Origin of the sequence: Azospirillum sp. TSO35-2 (assembly GCF_003116095.1) — a bacterium.
Lineage (GTDB): Bacteria > Pseudomonadota > Alphaproteobacteria > Azospirillales > Azospirillaceae > Azospirillum.
Map to the genome: position 1 here is coordinate 1,803,032 of NZ_LGRA01000021.1, position 17,217 is coordinate 1,820,248.

Here is a 17,217-nt window from a genome sequence, read left to right on the forward strand (position 1 = left end):
CGGGCGGCGGCTGCGTTGCCGTCACCCGCGTTGTCTGGCCGATCCTTCGCAATCCGCGTGCCAATCGCGCCGGCGGCGGGCGACGCCGGCAAAACGCAAGGGTTTCCGCGGAGTCCGGCACCGGGAGCCACCCGATACCTAGGTGCCTGTTTTTAGATCAGCCTTAGGTATTGCCTATGGCTTGGTCAGACCGCCTTGTGTGCGCCGCAAAAAGCAGCAGCGGCCGTGGGGCCACCCTGCGAAGGCTGATACCTTCCGCTTGGCCCCGCCCAAGGGAATCAAGCGTCCTGGCCGATTTCGCGGCAAATCCCATCCTTTGGCATGAGGCTTGCGAAGGACGGGACCAGAGACGCGCCAACGACGGTGCGTGCATCCCAAGCGTCCAATGATGGGCCAGCCCCGGCAGTGTTGCCGACCCGGTATCGACGGGCCTTTCCCAAGGCTTTCCTACGGTCGATCCCGCTGGACGCGTTCGACGGACAGGGTGCCTCCGCCGCCATTGCCCGAAAAACAGCCAGTCCGGGGTTTGCCCAAGAAATCGACACCGGTGTCGCCACCCGCACCGCTGGCCCTGATTTCAGAGATGGAGCATCCGACGTGGCCAACACCGTCTTTTCCCTGCGCAGCCTTCTCGCCTCCGCCGCCGCCGTGGTCGCGCTGACGGCCGGCGTCTCTGCCGTCGCCGCCCCGCTCGCCGTCGAGAAGGAGCAACTGAAGCTCGGCTTCATCAAGCTGACCGACATGGCCCCGCTGGCGATCGCCGCCGAAAAGGGCTTCTTCGAGGATGAAGGGCTGTCGGTGACGCTGGAGCCGCAGGCGAACTGGAAGGTCCTGCTGGACCGCGTCATCTCCGGCGAATTGGACGGCGCCCACATGCTGGCCGGCCAGCCGCTGGGCGCCACCATCGGCTTCGGCACCAAGGCGCACATCGTCACCGCCTTCTCGATGGACCTGAACGGCAACGGCATCACGCTGTCGAACGAGGTCTGGAAGAAGATGAAGGCCAATGTGCCCAACGGCGCCGACGGCAAGCCGGTCCACCCGATCAAGGCCGACGCGCTGAAGCCGGTGATCGCCCAGTACAAGGCGGAGGGCAAGCCCTTCAACATGGGCATGGTCTTCCCGGTCTCGACCCACAATTACGAACTGCGCTACTGGCTGGCGTCGGGCGGCATCAACCCCGGCTTCTACAGCCCGACCGACGTGTCGGGCCAGATCGGCGCCGACGCGCTGCTGTCGGTCACCCCGCCGCCGCAGATGCCGGCGACGCTGGAGGCCGGCACCATCTACGGCTACAGCGTCGGCGAGCCGTGGAACCAGCAGGCGGTGGTCAAGGGCATCGGCGTGCCGGTCATCACCGACACCGAGATCTGGAAGAACAACCCCGAGAAGGTGTTCGGCGTCACCGACGACTGGGCGAAGAAGAATCCCAAGACCCATCTGGCGGTCGTCAAGGCGCTGATCCGCGCCGCCCAGTGGCTGGACGAGAACAACAACGCCAACCGCGCCGAAGCGGTGAAGATCCTCGCCAAGTCCGACTATGTCGGCGCCGACGCCAAGGTGATCGCCAATTCGATGACCGGCACCTTCGAGTATGAGAAGGGCGACAAGCGCGACGTTCCCGACTTCAACGTCTTCTTCCGCTACAACGCCACCTACCCCTTCTATTCCGACGCCGTCTGGTACCTGACCCAGATGCGCCGCTGGGGCCAGATCGCCGAGGCCAAGCCCGACGCCTGGTACGCCAAGACCGCCGCCGACGTCTACAAGCCGGAGATCTACCTCCAGGCCGCCAAGCTGCTGGTCGAGGAAGGCAAGGCCAAGGAGGCCGACTTCCCCTGGACCAGCGACGGCTACAAGCCGGTCGACAACGGCTTCATCGACGGCATCCCCTATGACGGCCACAAGCCGAACGACTACCTCAACAAGCAGCCCATCGGCCTGAAGGGCGAGCAGAAGGTCGAGGGCGGTCAGGTGGTGGGCGGGTAAGCGCCCTCCCCGCCTCCGTCAAACTCCCTCCCCCGCCCAGCGGGGGAGGATCGGGGTGGGGGGCCGCAGCGAGGATCTCTTCGGCTGCGCCGACCCCCCTCATCCCAACCTTCTCCCCAGGGGGGAGAAGGGATCTTTCCAAGGGGAAGACCAGATCATGACCAGCCTGACCGACACCGCCGCCGCCGACCTCGCCCGCGCCCAACGCAAGGCCCGGCGCGCCCAGACCCTCAACCGGATCGCCGGCACGCTCGGCGTGATCGGCCTCGGCTGGCTGGCGCCGCTGCTGCGGCTTGCCGCCGGCGAGAACCCGCGCCAGCAGGGGATCGAGCTGTGGCGCCAGATGGGCATCCCGCTGACCGCCATCCTGCTGTTCCTCGCCGCCTGGGGCTGGGCCGCCCCGCAGGTCCACACCAGCCTGGGCGCCATCCCCGGCCCGGCCCAGGTGTGGGAGCAGGCGACCAACCTCTACGCCGACCACAAGGCCGAACGCGCCAAGGAAGCCGCCTATTACGAGCGCCAGGCCAAGCGCAACGCCGACAAGCTGGCGGCCAACCCGGCGGCCGAGGTCAGGACCCTGCCCTACGCCGGCAAGCCGACCTACCTCGACCAGATCGTCACCAGCCTGAAGACGGTGTTCACCGGCTTCCTGCTCGGCGCGCTGGTGGCAGTGCCGCTGGGCGTCGCCTGCGGCCTGTCGAGCACCGTCAACGCCGCGATCAACCCGCTGATCCAGATCTTCAAGCCGGTGTCGCCGCTGGCGTGGCTGCCGCTGGTCACCATGGTGGTCAGCGCCACGGTGTCGAGCGACAATCCGCTGTTCGAAAAGTCGTTCCTGACCTCGGCCATCACCGTCACTTTGTGCTCGCTGTGGCCGACGCTGATCAACACCGCGGTCGGCGTGTCGTCGATCGACAAGGACCTGATGAACGTCGGCAAGGTGCTGCAGCTCTCCGGCTTCACCATGGTGCGCCGCCTCGTGCTGCCGTCGGCCCTGCCCTACATCTTCACCGGGCTGCGCCTGTCGCTGGGCGTGGGCTGGATGGTGCTGATCGCCGCGGAGATGCTGGCGCAGAACCCCGGCCTCGGCAAATTCGTCTGGGACGAGTTCCAGAACGGCTCCGCCAACTCGCTGGCCAAGATCATGGTCGCCGTCTTCACCATCGGCCTGATCGGCTTCCTGCTCGACCGCGTGATGCTGGCCTTCCAGTCCGCCGTCAGCCACAGCCCCGCCCGCTGAGCCCCGGCCCTTCCAAGGAGATGACGACCATGGCGATCCTGGACCTGAAGGGCGTGTCGAAGTCCTACGGCGCGACACCGGTGCTGCGCGACATCGACCTGTCGATCGAGGAGGGCGAGTTCGTCGCCATCGTCGGCTTCTCCGGCTCCGGCAAGTCGACGCTGATCAACCTGATCGCCGGACTGGCGATGCCGGACGCCGGCGCGGTGCTGTACCGCGGCAAGCCGGTCACCGGGCCGGGGCCGGAACGCGGGCTGGTCTTCCAGAGCTACTCGCTGATGCCCTGGCTGAGCGTGAAGGAGAATGTCGCGCTGGCGGTCGACGCCGTCCACAAAGGCAAGGGCGGGACGGAGCGCGGCGTGCTGACCCGCCGGGCGGTGGAGACGGTCGGCCTCGGCCACGCCACCGACCGCCGGCCGAAGGAGCTGTCGGGCGGCATGCGCCAACGCGTCGGCTTCGCCCGCGCGCTCGCCATGAGCCCGGAAATGCTGCTGCTGGACGAGCCGCTGTCGGCGCTCGACGCGCTGACCCGCGCCAAGCTGCAGGACGAGATTGAGGCGATCTGGCGCAAGGATCGCAAGACCGTCATCCTCATCACCAACGACGTCGACGAAGCCATCCTGCTGGCCGACCGCATCATCCCGCTGACGCCGGGGCCGGGCGCCACGCTGGGGCCGGCCTTCACCGTCGACCTGCCCCGCCCGCGCGACCGCACCGCCGTCAACCATGACGAGGACTTCAAGCGGCTGCGCGCCGAGGTCACCGCCTACCTGATGGAGGTCGGCGTCGCCCGCGGCGCCGGCGGCGACGACGCGCTGCCCCTGCCCGACCTGCAGCCGATCACCGCCGCGCCGCCGCCCAAGGCCTACATCGCGGCGATGGGTGGCGACGGCGGCGCCAGCCGCTACCTGGAATTCACCCGCCTGACCAAGACCTTCGCCACGCCGAAGGGGCCGCTGACCGTGGTCGACGGCTTCGACCTGAAGATGCGCAAGGGCGAGTTCGTGTCGCTGATCGGCCATTCCGGCTGCGGCAAGTCGACGGTGCTGTCGATGGTCGCCGGCCTTGCCGACATCACCAGCGGCGGCATCGTGCTGGACGGCAAGGAGATCGACGGCGCCGGCCCCGACCGCGCCGTGGTGTTCCAGGCCCCCAGCCTGTTCCCCTGGTTGACCGCCTACGAGAACGTCATGCTGGGCGTCGAGCGCGTCTTCCCCCACGCGAACAAGGGCGAGCGCGCCGACATCGTCCGCTACTACCTCGCCCGCGTCGGGCTGGGCGATGCCATGGACAAGAAAGCGGCGGAGCTGTCGAACGGCATGAAGCAGCGCGTCGGCATCGCCCGCGCCTTCGCCCTGTCGCCCAAGCTGCTGCTGCTGGACGAACCGTTCGGAATGCTCGACAGCCTGACCCGCTGGGAGCTGCAGGAGGTGCTGATGGAGGTGTGGGCGCGCACCAAGGTCACCGCCGTCTGCGTCACCCACGACGTCGACGAGGCGCTGTTGCTGGCCGACCGCGTGGTGATGATGACCAACGGGCCGAACGCCAAGATCGGCCACATCCTGACGGTCGACATCCCGCACCCGCGCACCCGCCAGGCCCTGCTGGAGCACCCGCGCTATTACGACTACCGCGAGGAGCTGCTGAACTTCCTGGAGGGCGGCCACGCCGGCGCGCCCAAGAAGGCGGCGTAACCGCCGCCATTCCCCGGAAAGCCACCGAAGAAGCATCGACAAGCTGGCCCCATGGGGCCAGCTTGTTGCTTTTGGAGCGGACCTCAAGGAGGGGAAGAGACATGAAGCGCGTGACCCTGCCGGACGGCACCAGCGTTCCGGCCCTGGGCCAGGGCACCTGGATGATGGCGGAGCGGGCGGGCCACCGCGCCGCCGAGATCGCCGCGATCCAGGCCGGCATCGACCGCGGCCTGACCCTGATCGACACCGCCGAGATGTACGGCGACGGCGCCTCGGAAGAGCTGGTGGGCGAGGCGATCGCCGGCCGCCGCGACGGGCTGTTCATCGTCACCAAGGTGCTGCCCAGCAACGCCTCGCGCGTCGGCACCGTCAAGGCGTGCGAACGCAGCCTGAAGCGGCTGGGCATCGACCGCATCGACCTCTATCTGCTGCACTGGCGCGGCGGCGTGCCGCTGGCGGAGACGGTGGAGGCGTTCGAGACCTTGCGGAACGCCGGCAAGATTGCCCGCTGGGGCGTGTCGAACTTCGACGTCGACGATCTGGAGGAGCTGGGCGACGTCACCGACCTGCACGGCTGCGCCGTCAACCAGGTGCTCTACAACCCCGAACAGCGCGGCATCGAATACGACCTGCTGCCCTTCCAGCACACCGCGCGCATGCCGCTGATGGCCTATTCGCCGATCGGCCAGGGCGGCGCCCTGCTCACCTCCCCGGCCCTGCGGACGGTCGCCCAGCGCCACGACGCCACCCCGGCGCAGGTGGCGCTGGCCTGGAGCCTGCGCGAGGGCGGCGTCATCGCCATTCCGAAGGCCGGCAGCGTCGCCCACGCGATCGAGAACGCCGACTCCACCCGCCTGACCCTGACCGCCGAGGACATCGCCGCCATCGACGCCGCCTACCCGCCGCCCCGGCGCAAACAGCCGCTGGCGATGATCTGAGGGAAGGCCGTCAGGTGCCCAGCCGTTCCCGCACCTCGGCGCCGATCTGGAACGAGCGCAGGCGGGCGGCGTGGTCGAAGATCTGGCCGGCCAGGATCAGTTCGTCCGCCTGGGTCGCCGCGATGATCTCCGACAGCCGCGCCGCCACCTGATCGGGGGTGCCGACCGCGGCGACGCTGCCCAGCGCGCGCTCGACCATCGCCTTCTCGCCCGGGTGCTGCCAATAGGTCTCGATGTCGTCGATCGGCGGCGGCAGCTTGCCGGGGGTGCCGCGGCGCAGGTTGGCGAACTGCTGCTGGGCGGAGGACTGGATGCGCCGCGCCTCGGCCTCGCTGTCGGCGGCGAACAGGTTGACGGCGACCATGGCGTGCGGCTTGGCCAGCGTCGCCGACGGTTCGAACCGGGCGCGATAGATCGCCAGGGCCTCCATCAGCATGTCCGGCGCGAAGTGCGAGGCGAAGGCGAAGGGCAGGCCGAGCATCGCCGCCAGCTGCGCGCTGAACAGGCTCGAACCGAGCAGCCACAGCGGCACCTTCAACCCGGCCCCCGGCACCGCGCGGATGCGCTGGTTCGGCTCCGCCTCCTCGAAATACATCTGGAGTTCGACGACGTCCTGCGGGAAGCGGTCGCTGCTGTCGGCCATGTCGCGGCGCAGCGCCCGCGCCGTCATCATGTCGGTGCCCGGCGCCCGGCCCAGCCCGAGATCGATGCGGCCGGGATAGAGCGATTCCAGCGTGCCGAACTGCTCGGCGATCACCAGCGGGGCGTGGTTGGGCAGCATCACCCCGCCCGACCCGACCCGGATGGTCGAGGTGCCGGCGGCGACATGGCCGATCACCACCGCCGTGGCGGCGCTGGCGATGCCCGGCATGTTGTGGTGTTCCGCCAGCCAGTAGCGCTTGTAGCCCCAGCGCTCCGCATGCCGGGCGAGGTCCAGCGTGTTGGCGAAGGACTGGGCGGCGGTTGCCCCCTGGATGATCGGAGCGAGGTCGAGCACGGAAAAGGGGATCATGGCGCGGTCCGTTCACAGCGGCCGGCGGTGCGGCCAGTCGTAGGGACCCAAGGTATGGTCGCCGGGCAGCGATATCCACGCCGCGATCCCGCGCGGCTGCCTTGCGCCGCGAGAACTGGTGCGATGTCGCACCGGGGATCGACCTTCCCCCCTGGGCCTCGGCCCGACAGGCGGCGGTGCGCCGGTTTCCGTAAGGCCGCCAGATTCGGAATGGTCGTTGGGCAGCCGCGGTCACCTCGGCAGGGGTTCCGATGTTGATGCAAACCAGGCACCATTGCGCCAACACGCCATCAACATCAATCATTCCGGCTACGCAATGGATAAGCCTTTAAAAGGGGTGTGCTGGTTGACGGATGTTGATGCAAAGAGGCCGGCTCCACCAAGACTTGACGCCGTGATCGACCGCCCCCTATGAGGAAGGATCGTCGGTTGTCGGAGGGGGGATCATGCGCGGCGAGGATATGAAGGCGTTCCGGGAACGGCGCGGATTGACGCAGCCGGATTTTGCGCTCTGGTTGAACGAGCGTCTGAAGCGTCGCTACGACCGCTCCAAGATCAGCCGCTGGGAGAGCAACAGCGAAAAAATCCCTGAGCAGGTCGCGCGCTTTCTCCTTCAGGAGGTGGCTGGCCCGGAAATCGAGCATGGCCCGGCGCTGACGCTTGTCTTCGCCAACCGAAAGGGCGGTGTGGGAAAAACGGTGTCGAGCGTCAACGTCGCAGCCGGTCTGGCGCAGCGCGGCTATTCGGTCTTGTTCGTCGACTCCGACCCGCAAGCGAACGCCACGATGCACTTCGGCCTCAACCCCATCCACCAGGACAAGATCAACCAGACGCTCTACACGCCGCTGCGCGCGGCGATGCTGGATACGCCAGGTGCGACCACGCTCGCCGAGAGCACGGTGCAAGTGGGCGAGGGCAGCCTTCACGTTGTTCCGTCGGGCATGCGCCTGGGCGACGCGGAAACCGAGTTGCTCGGCAAGCCGGGCAGCGACTTCACGCTGCGGGAAATCCTGACAGACGCGCGCCGGACTTACGACTTCATCGTCATCGACACCCCGCCCCATTTCGGCGCGCTCACCATCAACGCGCTCACCGCCGGCGACTGCATCGTCGTGCCTTGCCAGACGGAAGCTTTTTCGGTGACGGGCGTGGAGTTCCTGCTGAAGAACATCGACGCCATCCAGCGGCGTTCCAACCCACGCCTGTCCGTCGTCGGGCTCCTGCCGACGATGTACGATCACCGGCTCGTCCAGGACCGCGCCTCGCTTGAGGACATGCATCGGATCTTCGGCAAGATGCTGCGCATTTTCCCGCCCATGCCCCGGGCAACCATCTACGCCCAGGCCGCCGCCGCGGGACGCACCGTGGCCGAAGCCCTGCCGGACGCGCCGGGAATGACGGTGTACGAGGAGGTGGTTGCCGCCGTCGTGGAGAAGCGCAACCAGATGGTGGAGGCGACTCATGTCATCGCGTAAGTTCGGCCGTCAGGGGGTGACGGCGGTGCTCGCGTCCGCTGAAGAGGACCGTGTGGCGCAGACCTTCGGTCTCAACAGCCCGACGGACCGGCGCGTGGTGGAGGTGCCCCTCGACCGCATCATTCCCAATCCCAGCCAGCCGCGGCGGCATTTTGACGCCGAGGAACTGGAAGGTTTGGCCAATTCCATGCGCGAGAAGGGGCTGGTCCAGCCGGTCGGCATCAAGCCCCTTGATGACGGCCGCTTCCAGCTGGTCTACGGCGAGCGGCGCCTTCGCGCTGCCAAGATGATCGGGCTGGAGAAGATTCTGGCGGTCACCCTGACCGGTGACGACGACGAACTCGCTCTCCTGGAAAACGTCCAGCGCAGCGACCTCGACCCGTTCGAGGAGGCCGACGCCATCGAGCGCCTGCGGCGGAAGTTCGACTACTCCTACGCGGTCCTCGGCCGAATTCTTGGCAAGAGCAAGTCGGAGATTTCCCGCGCTCTCCTGCTGCTGAAGCTGCCGCGGGTCGTGCGCGACGAATACCACCTGCACAAGCCGACCAAAAAGCAGTTGTGGGCCATCGCGGAGATTGAAGACGTCGACGCGCAGATCAGGATGTGGGACGCGGCCAAGACGGCCATTGGCGGTCCGGCCTTGCTTCCGCCCCTTGCTCCGGTGAAGGGCAATGACGGGAACAACCTTGCCCCCACCACCCAGGGGGCGGTTCGGGGAGAAAATCCGGACGTTGCGCTCAGCGCTCTGCCGAAACGGCTCGCCCGACGCATTCAGCAGGCGCATGAGGTCCTGGGCGCCCTTCGCCTTGAGCCGAGACGGCTGTGGAACAGCGACTTGGAGATGCTCATACAAATGCGGGATGACCTCAACGCGGTGATCGAAAGCGCGAGCAAGAGTTAGCGTTCCACTGTGGAACGCGACCTTTCTTCCGTCGCGTTCCACGGCTGAGCCTGACGCTCTTGCGTCCTTCGGCAATGGCCGGCACCAGCGTCGGCGTGACTCTGCCGTTCCACAGTGGAACGGCGTCCGCTTCGTTCCAGAAGCGACACGGTCCGGTAGTCTGCCTTGTTGAAGACGAGGGCGGTCCGTTGAGCTCTTAGAGCCGGTTTCCAGAACCCTCACTCGATATCACCCCTCCGGAAACCTGCTGATCTGGCGTCGGTCCGGCCGGTGAGCGGCCGGCGCGGGGGAGGGGGCCTCGCCCACCGCCTTCATCGTGAGACCGGGCTTTGCCCGCTCCCGAAGCTTGGCTTGCAAGGCGCCGTCGCCAAGCTCCATCAGCACCGACACGTGGCTCGGCTGCGACTCCTCCTCCAGGAATGCCGCCGGGCAACCGCGGAATTCCGAGCAGCCGGGCCACGTACTCTTGCGATCTGCCGATGAGCACCGTCGCCTGCTGCTGTGCCAGCCCCTTCTCCTCGATCAGCCGATCCAGGGAGCGTGCAATGTCTATGGAGTGCAGGTCGACACGCCGGGCATTTTTGATCAGCACCAGTGCCTGGGTGTCATCGGTGTCGGGAACCATCGTTGGGATGGTGTCGCGGCCAAGCTGGCGGAATGCCCAAAAACCACCTTTTCCCGGCGATGATCATGAAGCGGCCGAGGGCGCGACGGCGGCCGTCTCGGCGTTGCGGCGCGGCTGCCATGCCGGCCGGGTCCCCGGTGTCGCGTACTCTTGCGATGAAGCCTCCCAAGAGTACGCAGGGTTGCCCTCATCGCAAGAGTGCGAACTGGCGCTCCGGCACCGGCGGGCGCGAGGGGTGCAGGACGAGGCCGACGTCGTCGACGCTGACCTTGGCATCCGGGTAGACGGCGAGGGCGGCTTTCAAGGCGTCCTGGAAGCGCGGCTTGAACTGGAAGACGTTCTTGTAGCCGGCGCCGAACTGGCCATGCAGCGCGGTCCAGGTCACCGGCGTCGGCGTGCCCAGCACGTGCAGGCGGTAGGCGAGCCAGATATAGATGTCGATCGCCATGGATTTGTTGGAGATCAGCTTGATCGCCGGCTCCCACACCGGCACCGGATGCTCGCGCAAGGCCTTGAAGAAGCTGTCGGACAGGCGAACCGTGTCCACCCACAGGCGCAGCTGCTGGTCATCGTCGGTGTCGTAGAGCTGGATGCCGCCTTTGACGATGGTGTCCTTGGCGAATTCCGCCTTCTTGCCCTGGCGTTCCCAGATGAAGGTCAGGTTGCAGGCGCTGATGCGGTTGGCCTGCTCCTTGACGTCGCGATAGGATTTGCCGCCGGTCGACACATTCATCCGGCTCATCCAGTCGCGCATGGAGCCGCCCAGTTCGACCTCCGGGCTGCCGGTCTGGATCGCGCGGGTTTGCAGGTAAAGCAGGATGAGCCGTGCCCGCGACCCGTAGGGGACGCCAAACAGCCGGGTCACGCCGTCATTGTCCGGCAGCCGCCCAGGCTCGATGATCAGCTTGACCTTATGGCCGGGGCGTTCCCAATGCTGCTCGTCGGGCAAGGCCTTGTGCGGCAGGCTGGTCAGGCAGAAGCCGGCATAGGTGATGCCCAGCGCCTTGCTCTCGGTGGCCAGGGCCTCCGCCGCCAGATCGACGAACGGACGCTCCTGTTCCGGGACGAGACGGCGGGCGTCATCGGCGCCATGTGTCCTGATCAGTTCGTGAAGCGTGCCCAAGGGTCGTCCCTCCTACCAGAGCTGTCGAGAGTGTGACCGGTCGGGAAGCTGGCCGCAACGCGTACTCTTGAGAGCATGCCTAGTAGGAAACCTATTTGAGACTCTATTAGTTGATTCATCGCAAGAGTACGGGGGAAAAACCGAGTCGGGCCGATTCGCCGATCGCAAGAGTGCGTATGGGCATCGCAACAATACGCGGGACAAGGGCGATGGCAGATCGCGCCACAGCCGGCCCGCATCGCAAGAGTACGCAGCCCGGCCGCGAATCGGCAACCGGCCCGGTGTGGCCCAGGGCATCCATCGCAAGAGTACGCGCCTGCCGCCCCGTCTTTGACCCGGCCGCCGCCGTGTTGCGGGGTGGCGAGCCGGAGATCGGCCTTTGGCGCCCGTGGTCGGGGCCCTGGTGGCTGGTGTGGATCCCGCGACGGGCGGGCGGGTACGCGAAGTCCTCGTCCCTCTGAAAAACATGTTGAGCGTTACACTGAAGATCAGTATACTGTTCATCAGCATACTGATTAAAGACGGTGGGGCGGTGGCATGACGGGGGACGCGGAAGGCCGGCGGGGATTGCACGGTGTGCCGTTCGTGCTACGACACGCGTCGCACGATCCATCGGGAATGAGGACCTTCATGTTGCACGGCGATCTGCATCTCAAACCCGGCCACATGATCCGCCGTGCGCAGCAGATCGCGGTGTCGATCTTCCTCGACGAATGCAAGGAGTTCGACATCACGCCGACGCAGTACGCGGTCCTGGCGGTGCTGCGGGAGAAATCGGACCTCGACCAGATCACCCTGGCGTCGCGGGCGGCACTGGACCGCTCCACCATCGGCGGCCTGGTCGAACGGCTGGAGGAAAAGGGCTGGATCCGCCGGACGGCCGGGGTGGAGGATCGGCGCCAGAAGCTGGTGTCCCTCACCGACGTCGGGCGGGCCATGCTGGAAACGGTGGAGCCGTCGGTCGACCGGGTGCAGGAACGCCTGCTGGAACCGTTGAGCAGCGACGAACGCGCTGTCTTCATGGCGCTGCTGGAGCGGCTGGTGGACGAGAACAACGAAAGCAGCCGCGCCCCGTTCAAGAAGTAGACGCGCCTCTTTGCGCAAGATGACCCGATGATTGATTGACGCGTTCGCCAAGGTCCCGGCGCGCTTTGTTCTGCCCTCATAGTTTCATTTGATAATTTCCAGGTTCCGAACACACCGGCCGCCGCTTGCCAGCGGCGCCGTCCGCCCACCCACGTCCTGATTTTGCCAGACCCGGAGGACTCTCCATGCTTGAACTCGGCCGCCTCGAAGATTTGCCGGAGGATTACCGTGCCGCCCTGACCGCGCAGAACCTGGTCCCGTTGTGGCCCAGCCTGCGGGCGGTCCTGCCACCCGGCAAGCCGGCGCGGCGGACCCAGCCGATCGCCTGGTCGTATCAGGAACTGCGCCCGCTGCTGCTCCGCGCCGGCGATCTGACGCCGATGGAAAAGGCCGAGCGGCGCGTGCTGGTCATGGCCAACCCCGGCCATGGCCTGGAAAAGATGCAGGCGACCTCGACCATCTATCTCGGCATGCAGCTTCTGCTTCCCGGCGAATGGGCGCCGGCCCACCGCCACACCCCGAACGCCGTGCGGATGATCGTCGAGGGCGAGGGCGCCTACACCACGGTGGACGGCGAGAAATGCCCGATGAGCCGCGGCGACCTGATCCTCACCCCGACCGGCCTGTGGCACGAGCATGGCCATGACGGTGACAAGCCGGTGGTCTGGCTCGACGTGCTGGACCTGCCGATGGTCTATTACATGGAAGCGTCCTACGTCACCGAAGGCAACGCCCAGTCGGTCAACGGCGAAGCGACCGAACGCGCCTACCAGCGCGGCGGCGTGGTTCCGGCCCCCGTCTTCAACCGGGTCGGACAGCCCTTCCCGATGCTGCGCTACCCCTGGGCCGACGTCCGCAAGGCGCTGCTGGCCCTGGCGGAGAGCCAGCCCGGCATCGACGCGGTGCAGGTCGCCTACGTCAACCCGGAGACCGGCGCCGACTGCCAGAAACTTCTCGGCTTCTCGGCGTTGATGCTGCGTCCGGGCCAGCGGCTCGACCTGCCGGCCCGGTCCACCGCCATGGTCTTCCACCTGATCGAAGGCGCTGCCGACGTCACCCTGGACGGCAACCACCTTGCCCTGGCCGAGGCCGACACCTGCTGCGTGCCCGGCTACGAGCCGGTGAGCCTGCGCAACCCGTCCGCCGACCGACCCGCCTTCCTCTTCATCGCCGACGACGCGCCGCTTCAGAAGAAGCTCGGCCTCTACGAAGTCCGCACCTGATTGAAAGAAAAGAGACCAGACATGTCCGACGCCAAATACCTCTGGACGCCCCCGCCGATCGCCTCGTTGCCGGTGCGGGGCAGCGACGCGCGCTTCCCGGTGACGCGGATCTTCTGCGTTGGCCGGAACTATCACGCCCACGCCGTCGAAATGAACCGCCCGGTCGACAAGGCGTCGTCCAAGCCCTTCTACTTTCTGAAGGATCCGTCGACCCTGGTGCCCTCCGGCGCGACCGTGCCGTACCCGGCCGGAACCACCAATTACCACTATGAGATGGAGTTGGTCGTCGCCATCGGTGCCGCGGGCTTCCGTGTCGGCGAAGCCGATGCCGGGCGCCTGATCTACGGCTATTGCGCCGGGCTCGACATGACCCGCCGGGACCTGCAGCTGGTGGCGCGCGAGCAGGGGCGGCCCTGGGACCTGGGCAAGAACTTCGAAAACTCCACGGTGTGCGGCGCGATCATCCCGCAGGGTGATCTCGGCGTGCTGAAGACCGGCGCGATAAGCCTCCAGGTCAACGGTGGGCAAAAGCAAGGCGCCGATCTCAGCCAGTTGATCTGGGATATCCCCGAGTTGCTCGCCGATCTCTCGCAATTTTATCATCTGCAACCCGGTGACCTGATCTTCACCGGAACGCCGGAGGGGGTTGGTCCGGTCAAGCCCGGCGACCGCCTCACCGGGCACGTCGAGAGGGTCGGCGACATCGCCCTCACCATCGGCGACGCCGAATAACGCCCCAACATCCCTCCGTTTCGAAAATCCGAGGAAGAGATGACTGAAGAACTTCCCGTGCTCGTCGCCGGCGGCGGCATCGGCGGCCTGGCGGCGGCCCTGGCCCTGGTGCGCCGCGGCTTCAAGGTCCAGGTGTTCGAGCAGGCCCCCGAGATCGGCGAGATCGGCGCCGGCATCCAGCTCGGCCCCAACGCCTTCCATGCGTTCGACGCGCTGGGTGTCGGCGACAAGGCCCGCAGCCGCGCCGTCTTCACCGACTGTATGGTGATGCACGACGCCATCGACGAATATCAGGTCGGCAAGATCCCGACCGGCGAGGCGTTCCGCCAGCGTTTCGGCAACCCCTACGCCGTCATCCACCGGGTCGATGTGCATCTGTCGCTGCTGGAGGGCGCCCAAGAGACCGGCCGGGTCGAATTCCGCACCAACACCCGGATCGAACAGGTCGAGCAGGACGATGCCGGCGTCACCGTCTATGACCAGAACGGTAACGCCTACAGGGGCGTGGCCCTGATCGGGGCGGACGGCGTGCGGTCGGTGGTGCGCCAGCACTATGTCAATGATCCGCCGCGCGTCACCGGCCACGTCGTCTACCGTTCGGTGATCGACAAGGCCGACTTCCCCGACGAGCTGAAATGGAACGCGGCCAGCATCTGGGTCGGCCCCAACTGCCATCTGGTGCATTACCCGCTGCGCGGCGGTGAGCAGTACAACGTCGTCGTCACCTTCCACAGCCGCGAGAAGGAGGAGTGGGGCGTCACCGAGGGCAGCCCGGAGGAGGTCCGCAGCTATTTCCAGGACATCTGCCCGAAGGCCCGCCAGTTGATCGACCTGCCCAAGCAGTGGAAGCGCTGGGCCACCGCCGACCGCGAACCGATCCCGCAATGGACCTTCGGCCGCGCCACGCTGCTGGGCGACGCCGCCCACCCGACGACGCAGTACATGGCCCAGGGCGCCTGCATGGCGCTGGAGGATGCGGTGACGCTGGGCGAGGCCCTGCGGGTCACCGGCAACGACTGGCCCAAGGCGCTGGACCTGTACCAGCGGTCGCGCATCACCCGCACTGCGCGCATCGTGCTGTCCGGCCGCGAGATGGGGCGCATCTACCACGCCAAGGGCGTCGAGCGTCTGGTCCGCAACGCGCTGTGGAAGGGGCGCCCGACCGAGCGTTTCTACGACGCGATGGAATGGCTGTACGGCTGGAACGTCGGCAATTGCCTGGCGCAGGACTGACGGGGGAATGGCGGTGATGCAGCTCTACAACTTCTTTCGCAGCGGAACGTCGCATCGCTTGCGCATCGCGCTGAACCTGAAGGGGCTCGATGTCGAGTATGTCGCGGTCGACCTGCGCACCGAGGAGCATCTCGGCGCTGCCTTCCGGGCGATCAACCCGCAGGGGCTGGTGCCGGCGCTGGTCGTCGGCCCCGACAAGGCCGCCGCTGCGCTGATCCAGTCCCCGGCGATCATCGAATGGCTGGAGGAGCGCTACCCGACGCCGCCCCTGCTTCCCGCCGATCCCGAGGCGCGGGCGCGGGTGCGGGCGCTGGCCGCGCTGGTCGGCTGCGACATTCACCCGCTCAACAACCGCCGCGTCCTGGAGTATCTGCGCAAGTCGCTGGGCTGCGGCGAGGCGGCGGTGCTCGCCTGGTGCGTCACCTGGATCGACGCCGGGTTCCAGGCGCTGGAGACGATGCTGGCCGCCGACGGGCGGCGGGGCGCCTTCTGCGTCGGCGACGCGCCCACCATCGCCGATGTCTATCTCGTCCCGCAGATCGAGAGCGCGCGGCGGTTCAACGTCGACCTGACACCCTATCCGACCCTGGTGGCGATCGACCGCGCCTGCGCCGCGCTCGACGCCTTCCGCCGCGCCGCGCCGGCCAACCAGCCCGACGCCGCCTGAACCGCCAGACCAAACCGTCACACAAGACCGAAAAAAGGGAGGGAAGAATGCAACCGAGGACATCCATCGCGTGGCTGGCCGCCACGCTCGCCGCCTCCACCCTGTCGCTCGCCGCCCACGCCGCCGATCCGCTGAAGGTCGGGCTGGTCCTGCCGATGTCCGGCCCCTTCGCCTCCTACGGCAAGCAGATCGAGCATGGCGCCCGCCTCTATCTGCAGCAGTCGGGCGGAGCCATCGCCGGCCGGCCGGTGGAGCTGATCGTCAAGGACGACACCGGCGTCGCCCCGGAAATCAGCAAGCGCGCGGCGCAGGAGCTGGTGGTCAAGGACAAGGTGGATGTGCTGGGCGGCTTCGGCCTGACGCCCTCGGCCTTCGCCGCCGCGCCGATCGCCACCGAAGCGAAGAAGCCGATGATCGTCATGAACGCGGCGGCGTCGGCGATCACCACCAAGTCCAACTACGTCCTGCGCGTCTCGCACACGCTGCCGCAGCTCACCGCGCCGATCGCCGACTGGGCGGTGAAGAACGGCATCCGCAAGGTCTACACGCTGGTCGCCGATTTCGGCCCCGGCCACGACGCCGAGGCCCAGTTCAAGAAGACCTTCACCGCCGGCGGCGGCGAGATCGTCGGCGAGGTGCGCACCCCGGTGAAGAACCCGGACTTCGCGCCCTTCCTGCAAAAGATCAAGGACATCAAGCCGGACGCGGTGTTCCTGTTCGTGCCCCCCGGCGAACAGACGGTCGCCTTCATGAAGGGCTTCGTCGAGCGCGATCTGGCCAAGGCCGGCATCCGCATCGTCGCCACCGGCGACCTGACGGAGGAGGACATCCTCGATGCGGTCGGCGACAACGCGCTGGGGCTGATCACCTCGCTGCAATATTCGGAAGTCCACAATTCGCCGGAAAACGCCGCCTACACCCAGGCCTATTACGCCGCCTACCCGAAGGACCGCCCCAACTACATGTCGGTCAGCGGCTTCGACGGCATGCAACTGATCGCCCGCACGCTGGAGAAGACCGGCGGCGACGCCACCGGCGACAAATTCCTGGCGGCGGCCCGCGGCCTGAGCTGGACCAGCCCGCGCGGGGCCATCAGCATCGATCCGGACACCCGCGACATCGTCCAGACCATCCACATCCGCAAGGTCGAGCGGGTCGCCGGCAAGCTTCAGAACGTCGAGTTCGACGCCGTCGCCAACGTCCGCGATCCGGGCAAGCCGTAACCGCGCGCCACGGTCCCGGATGCCGCCCGTCCGGGACCATCTCGTCGTACCGCCCC

14 protein-coding genes are annotated in these 17,217 nt (G+C 67.2%); 12 read left to right on the forward strand and 2 right to left on the reverse strand.

From position 1 onward, the window contains the following. Positions 1–597: 597 nt before the first annotated feature. The 4 genes from TSO352_RS24275 to TSO352_RS24290 all read left to right on the forward strand — a co-directional run bounded on the left by TSO352_RS24275 (position 598) and on the right by TSO352_RS24290 (position 5,861). Complete coding sequence (locus TSO352_RS24275) at positions 598–1,989, forward strand: CmpA/NrtA family ABC transporter substrate-binding protein (RefSeq protein ID WP_109109721.1); 1,392 nt, start codon at positions 598–600, stop codon at positions 1,987–1,989. 157 nt (positions 1,990–2,146) lie between these two features. Then, complete coding sequence (locus TSO352_RS24280; protein ID WP_109109722.1) at positions 2,147–3,229, forward strand: ABC transporter permease; 1,083 nt, start codon at positions 2,147–2,149, stop codon at positions 3,227–3,229. 29 nt (positions 3,230–3,258) lie between these two features. Then, positions 3,259–4,923, forward strand: coding sequence for a nitrate ABC transporter ATP-binding protein (locus TSO352_RS24285; RefSeq protein ID WP_109109723.1), 1,665 nt, complete (start codon positions 3,259–3,261; stop codon positions 4,921–4,923). A 101-nt stretch (positions 4,924–5,024) separates the two neighbouring features. Next, on the forward strand, positions 5,025–5,861 hold the full coding sequence (locus tag TSO352_RS24290; RefSeq protein ID WP_109109724.1) for an aldo/keto reductase: 837 nt from the start codon (positions 5,025–5,027) through the stop codon (positions 5,859–5,861). A gap of 10 nt (positions 5,862–5,871) precedes the next feature. Here the strand turns inward: TSO352_RS24290 and TSO352_RS24295 are convergent, their stop codons facing one another. Beyond that, positions 5,872–6,873, reverse strand: a complete 1,002-nt coding sequence (locus TSO352_RS24295; protein ID WP_109109725.1) for an LLM class flavin-dependent oxidoreductase — start codon at positions 6,871–6,873, stop codon at positions 5,872–5,874. Between the two features lie 446 nt (positions 6,874–7,319). Here TSO352_RS24295 and TSO352_RS24300 point away from each other — a divergent pair, with 446 nt between their 5' ends. Beyond that, a complete protein-coding gene (locus tag TSO352_RS24300) occupies positions 7,320–8,348 on the forward strand; it encodes an AAA family ATPase (protein WP_109109726.1) in 1,029 nt (342 codons plus the stop codon). Beyond that, positions 8,335–9,249, forward strand: a complete 915-nt coding sequence (locus tag TSO352_RS24305; protein ID WP_109109727.1) for a ParB/RepB/Spo0J family partition protein — start codon at positions 8,335–8,337, stop codon at positions 9,247–9,249. The genes TSO352_RS24300 and TSO352_RS24305 overlap by 14 nt, the downstream gene beginning before the upstream one ends. Before the next feature lie 812 nt (positions 9,250–10,061). On the opposite strand, the gene TSO352_RS24310 is transcribed toward TSO352_RS24305, so the two are convergent. Beyond that, a complete protein-coding gene (locus TSO352_RS24310) occupies positions 10,062–10,997 on the reverse strand; it encodes a replication protein RepA (protein ID WP_109109728.1) in 936 nt (311 codons plus the stop codon). A gap of 630 nt (positions 10,998–11,627) precedes the next feature. On the opposite strand from TSO352_RS24310, the gene TSO352_RS24315 reads away from it, so the two are divergent. The 6 genes from TSO352_RS24315 to TSO352_RS24340 all read left to right on the forward strand — a co-directional run bounded on the left by TSO352_RS24315 (position 11,628) and on the right by TSO352_RS24340 (position 17,161). Continuing rightward, a complete protein-coding gene (locus TSO352_RS24315; protein WP_158284623.1) occupies positions 11,628–12,083 on the forward strand; it encodes a MarR family transcriptional regulator in 456 nt (151 codons plus the stop codon). Between the two features lie 185 nt (positions 12,084–12,268). After that, positions 12,269–13,306 carry a cupin domain-containing protein gene (locus TSO352_RS24320; RefSeq protein WP_109109730.1) on the forward strand — a complete coding sequence of 346 codons (1,038 nt, stop codon included), beginning with the start codon at positions 12,269–12,271 and terminating at the stop codon, positions 13,304–13,306. Positions 13,307–13,327: 21 nt separating this feature from the next. Beyond that, entirely contained in the window at positions 13,328–14,038 is a 711-nt protein-coding gene (locus TSO352_RS24325; protein ID WP_109109731.1) for a fumarylacetoacetate hydrolase family protein, read from the forward strand. 39 nt (positions 14,039–14,077) lie between these two features. After that, complete coding sequence (locus TSO352_RS24330) at positions 14,078–15,271, forward strand: 3-hydroxybenzoate 6-monooxygenase (RefSeq protein WP_109109732.1); 1,194 nt, start codon at positions 14,078–14,080, stop codon at positions 15,269–15,271. Positions 15,272–15,278: 7 nt separating this feature from the next. Beyond that, entirely contained in the window at positions 15,279–15,938 is a 660-nt protein-coding gene (maiA, locus tag TSO352_RS24335; protein ID WP_348770664.1) for a maleylacetoacetate isomerase, read from the forward strand. Positions 15,939–15,985: 47 nt separating this feature from the next. Then, the gene (locus TSO352_RS24340; RefSeq protein WP_109109733.1) at positions 15,986–17,161 is read left to right on the forward strand and encodes an ABC transporter substrate-binding protein; all 1,176 of its coding nucleotides are present in this window, start codon (positions 15,986–15,988) and stop codon (positions 17,159–17,161) included. Positions 17,162–17,217 lie beyond the last annotated feature (56 nt).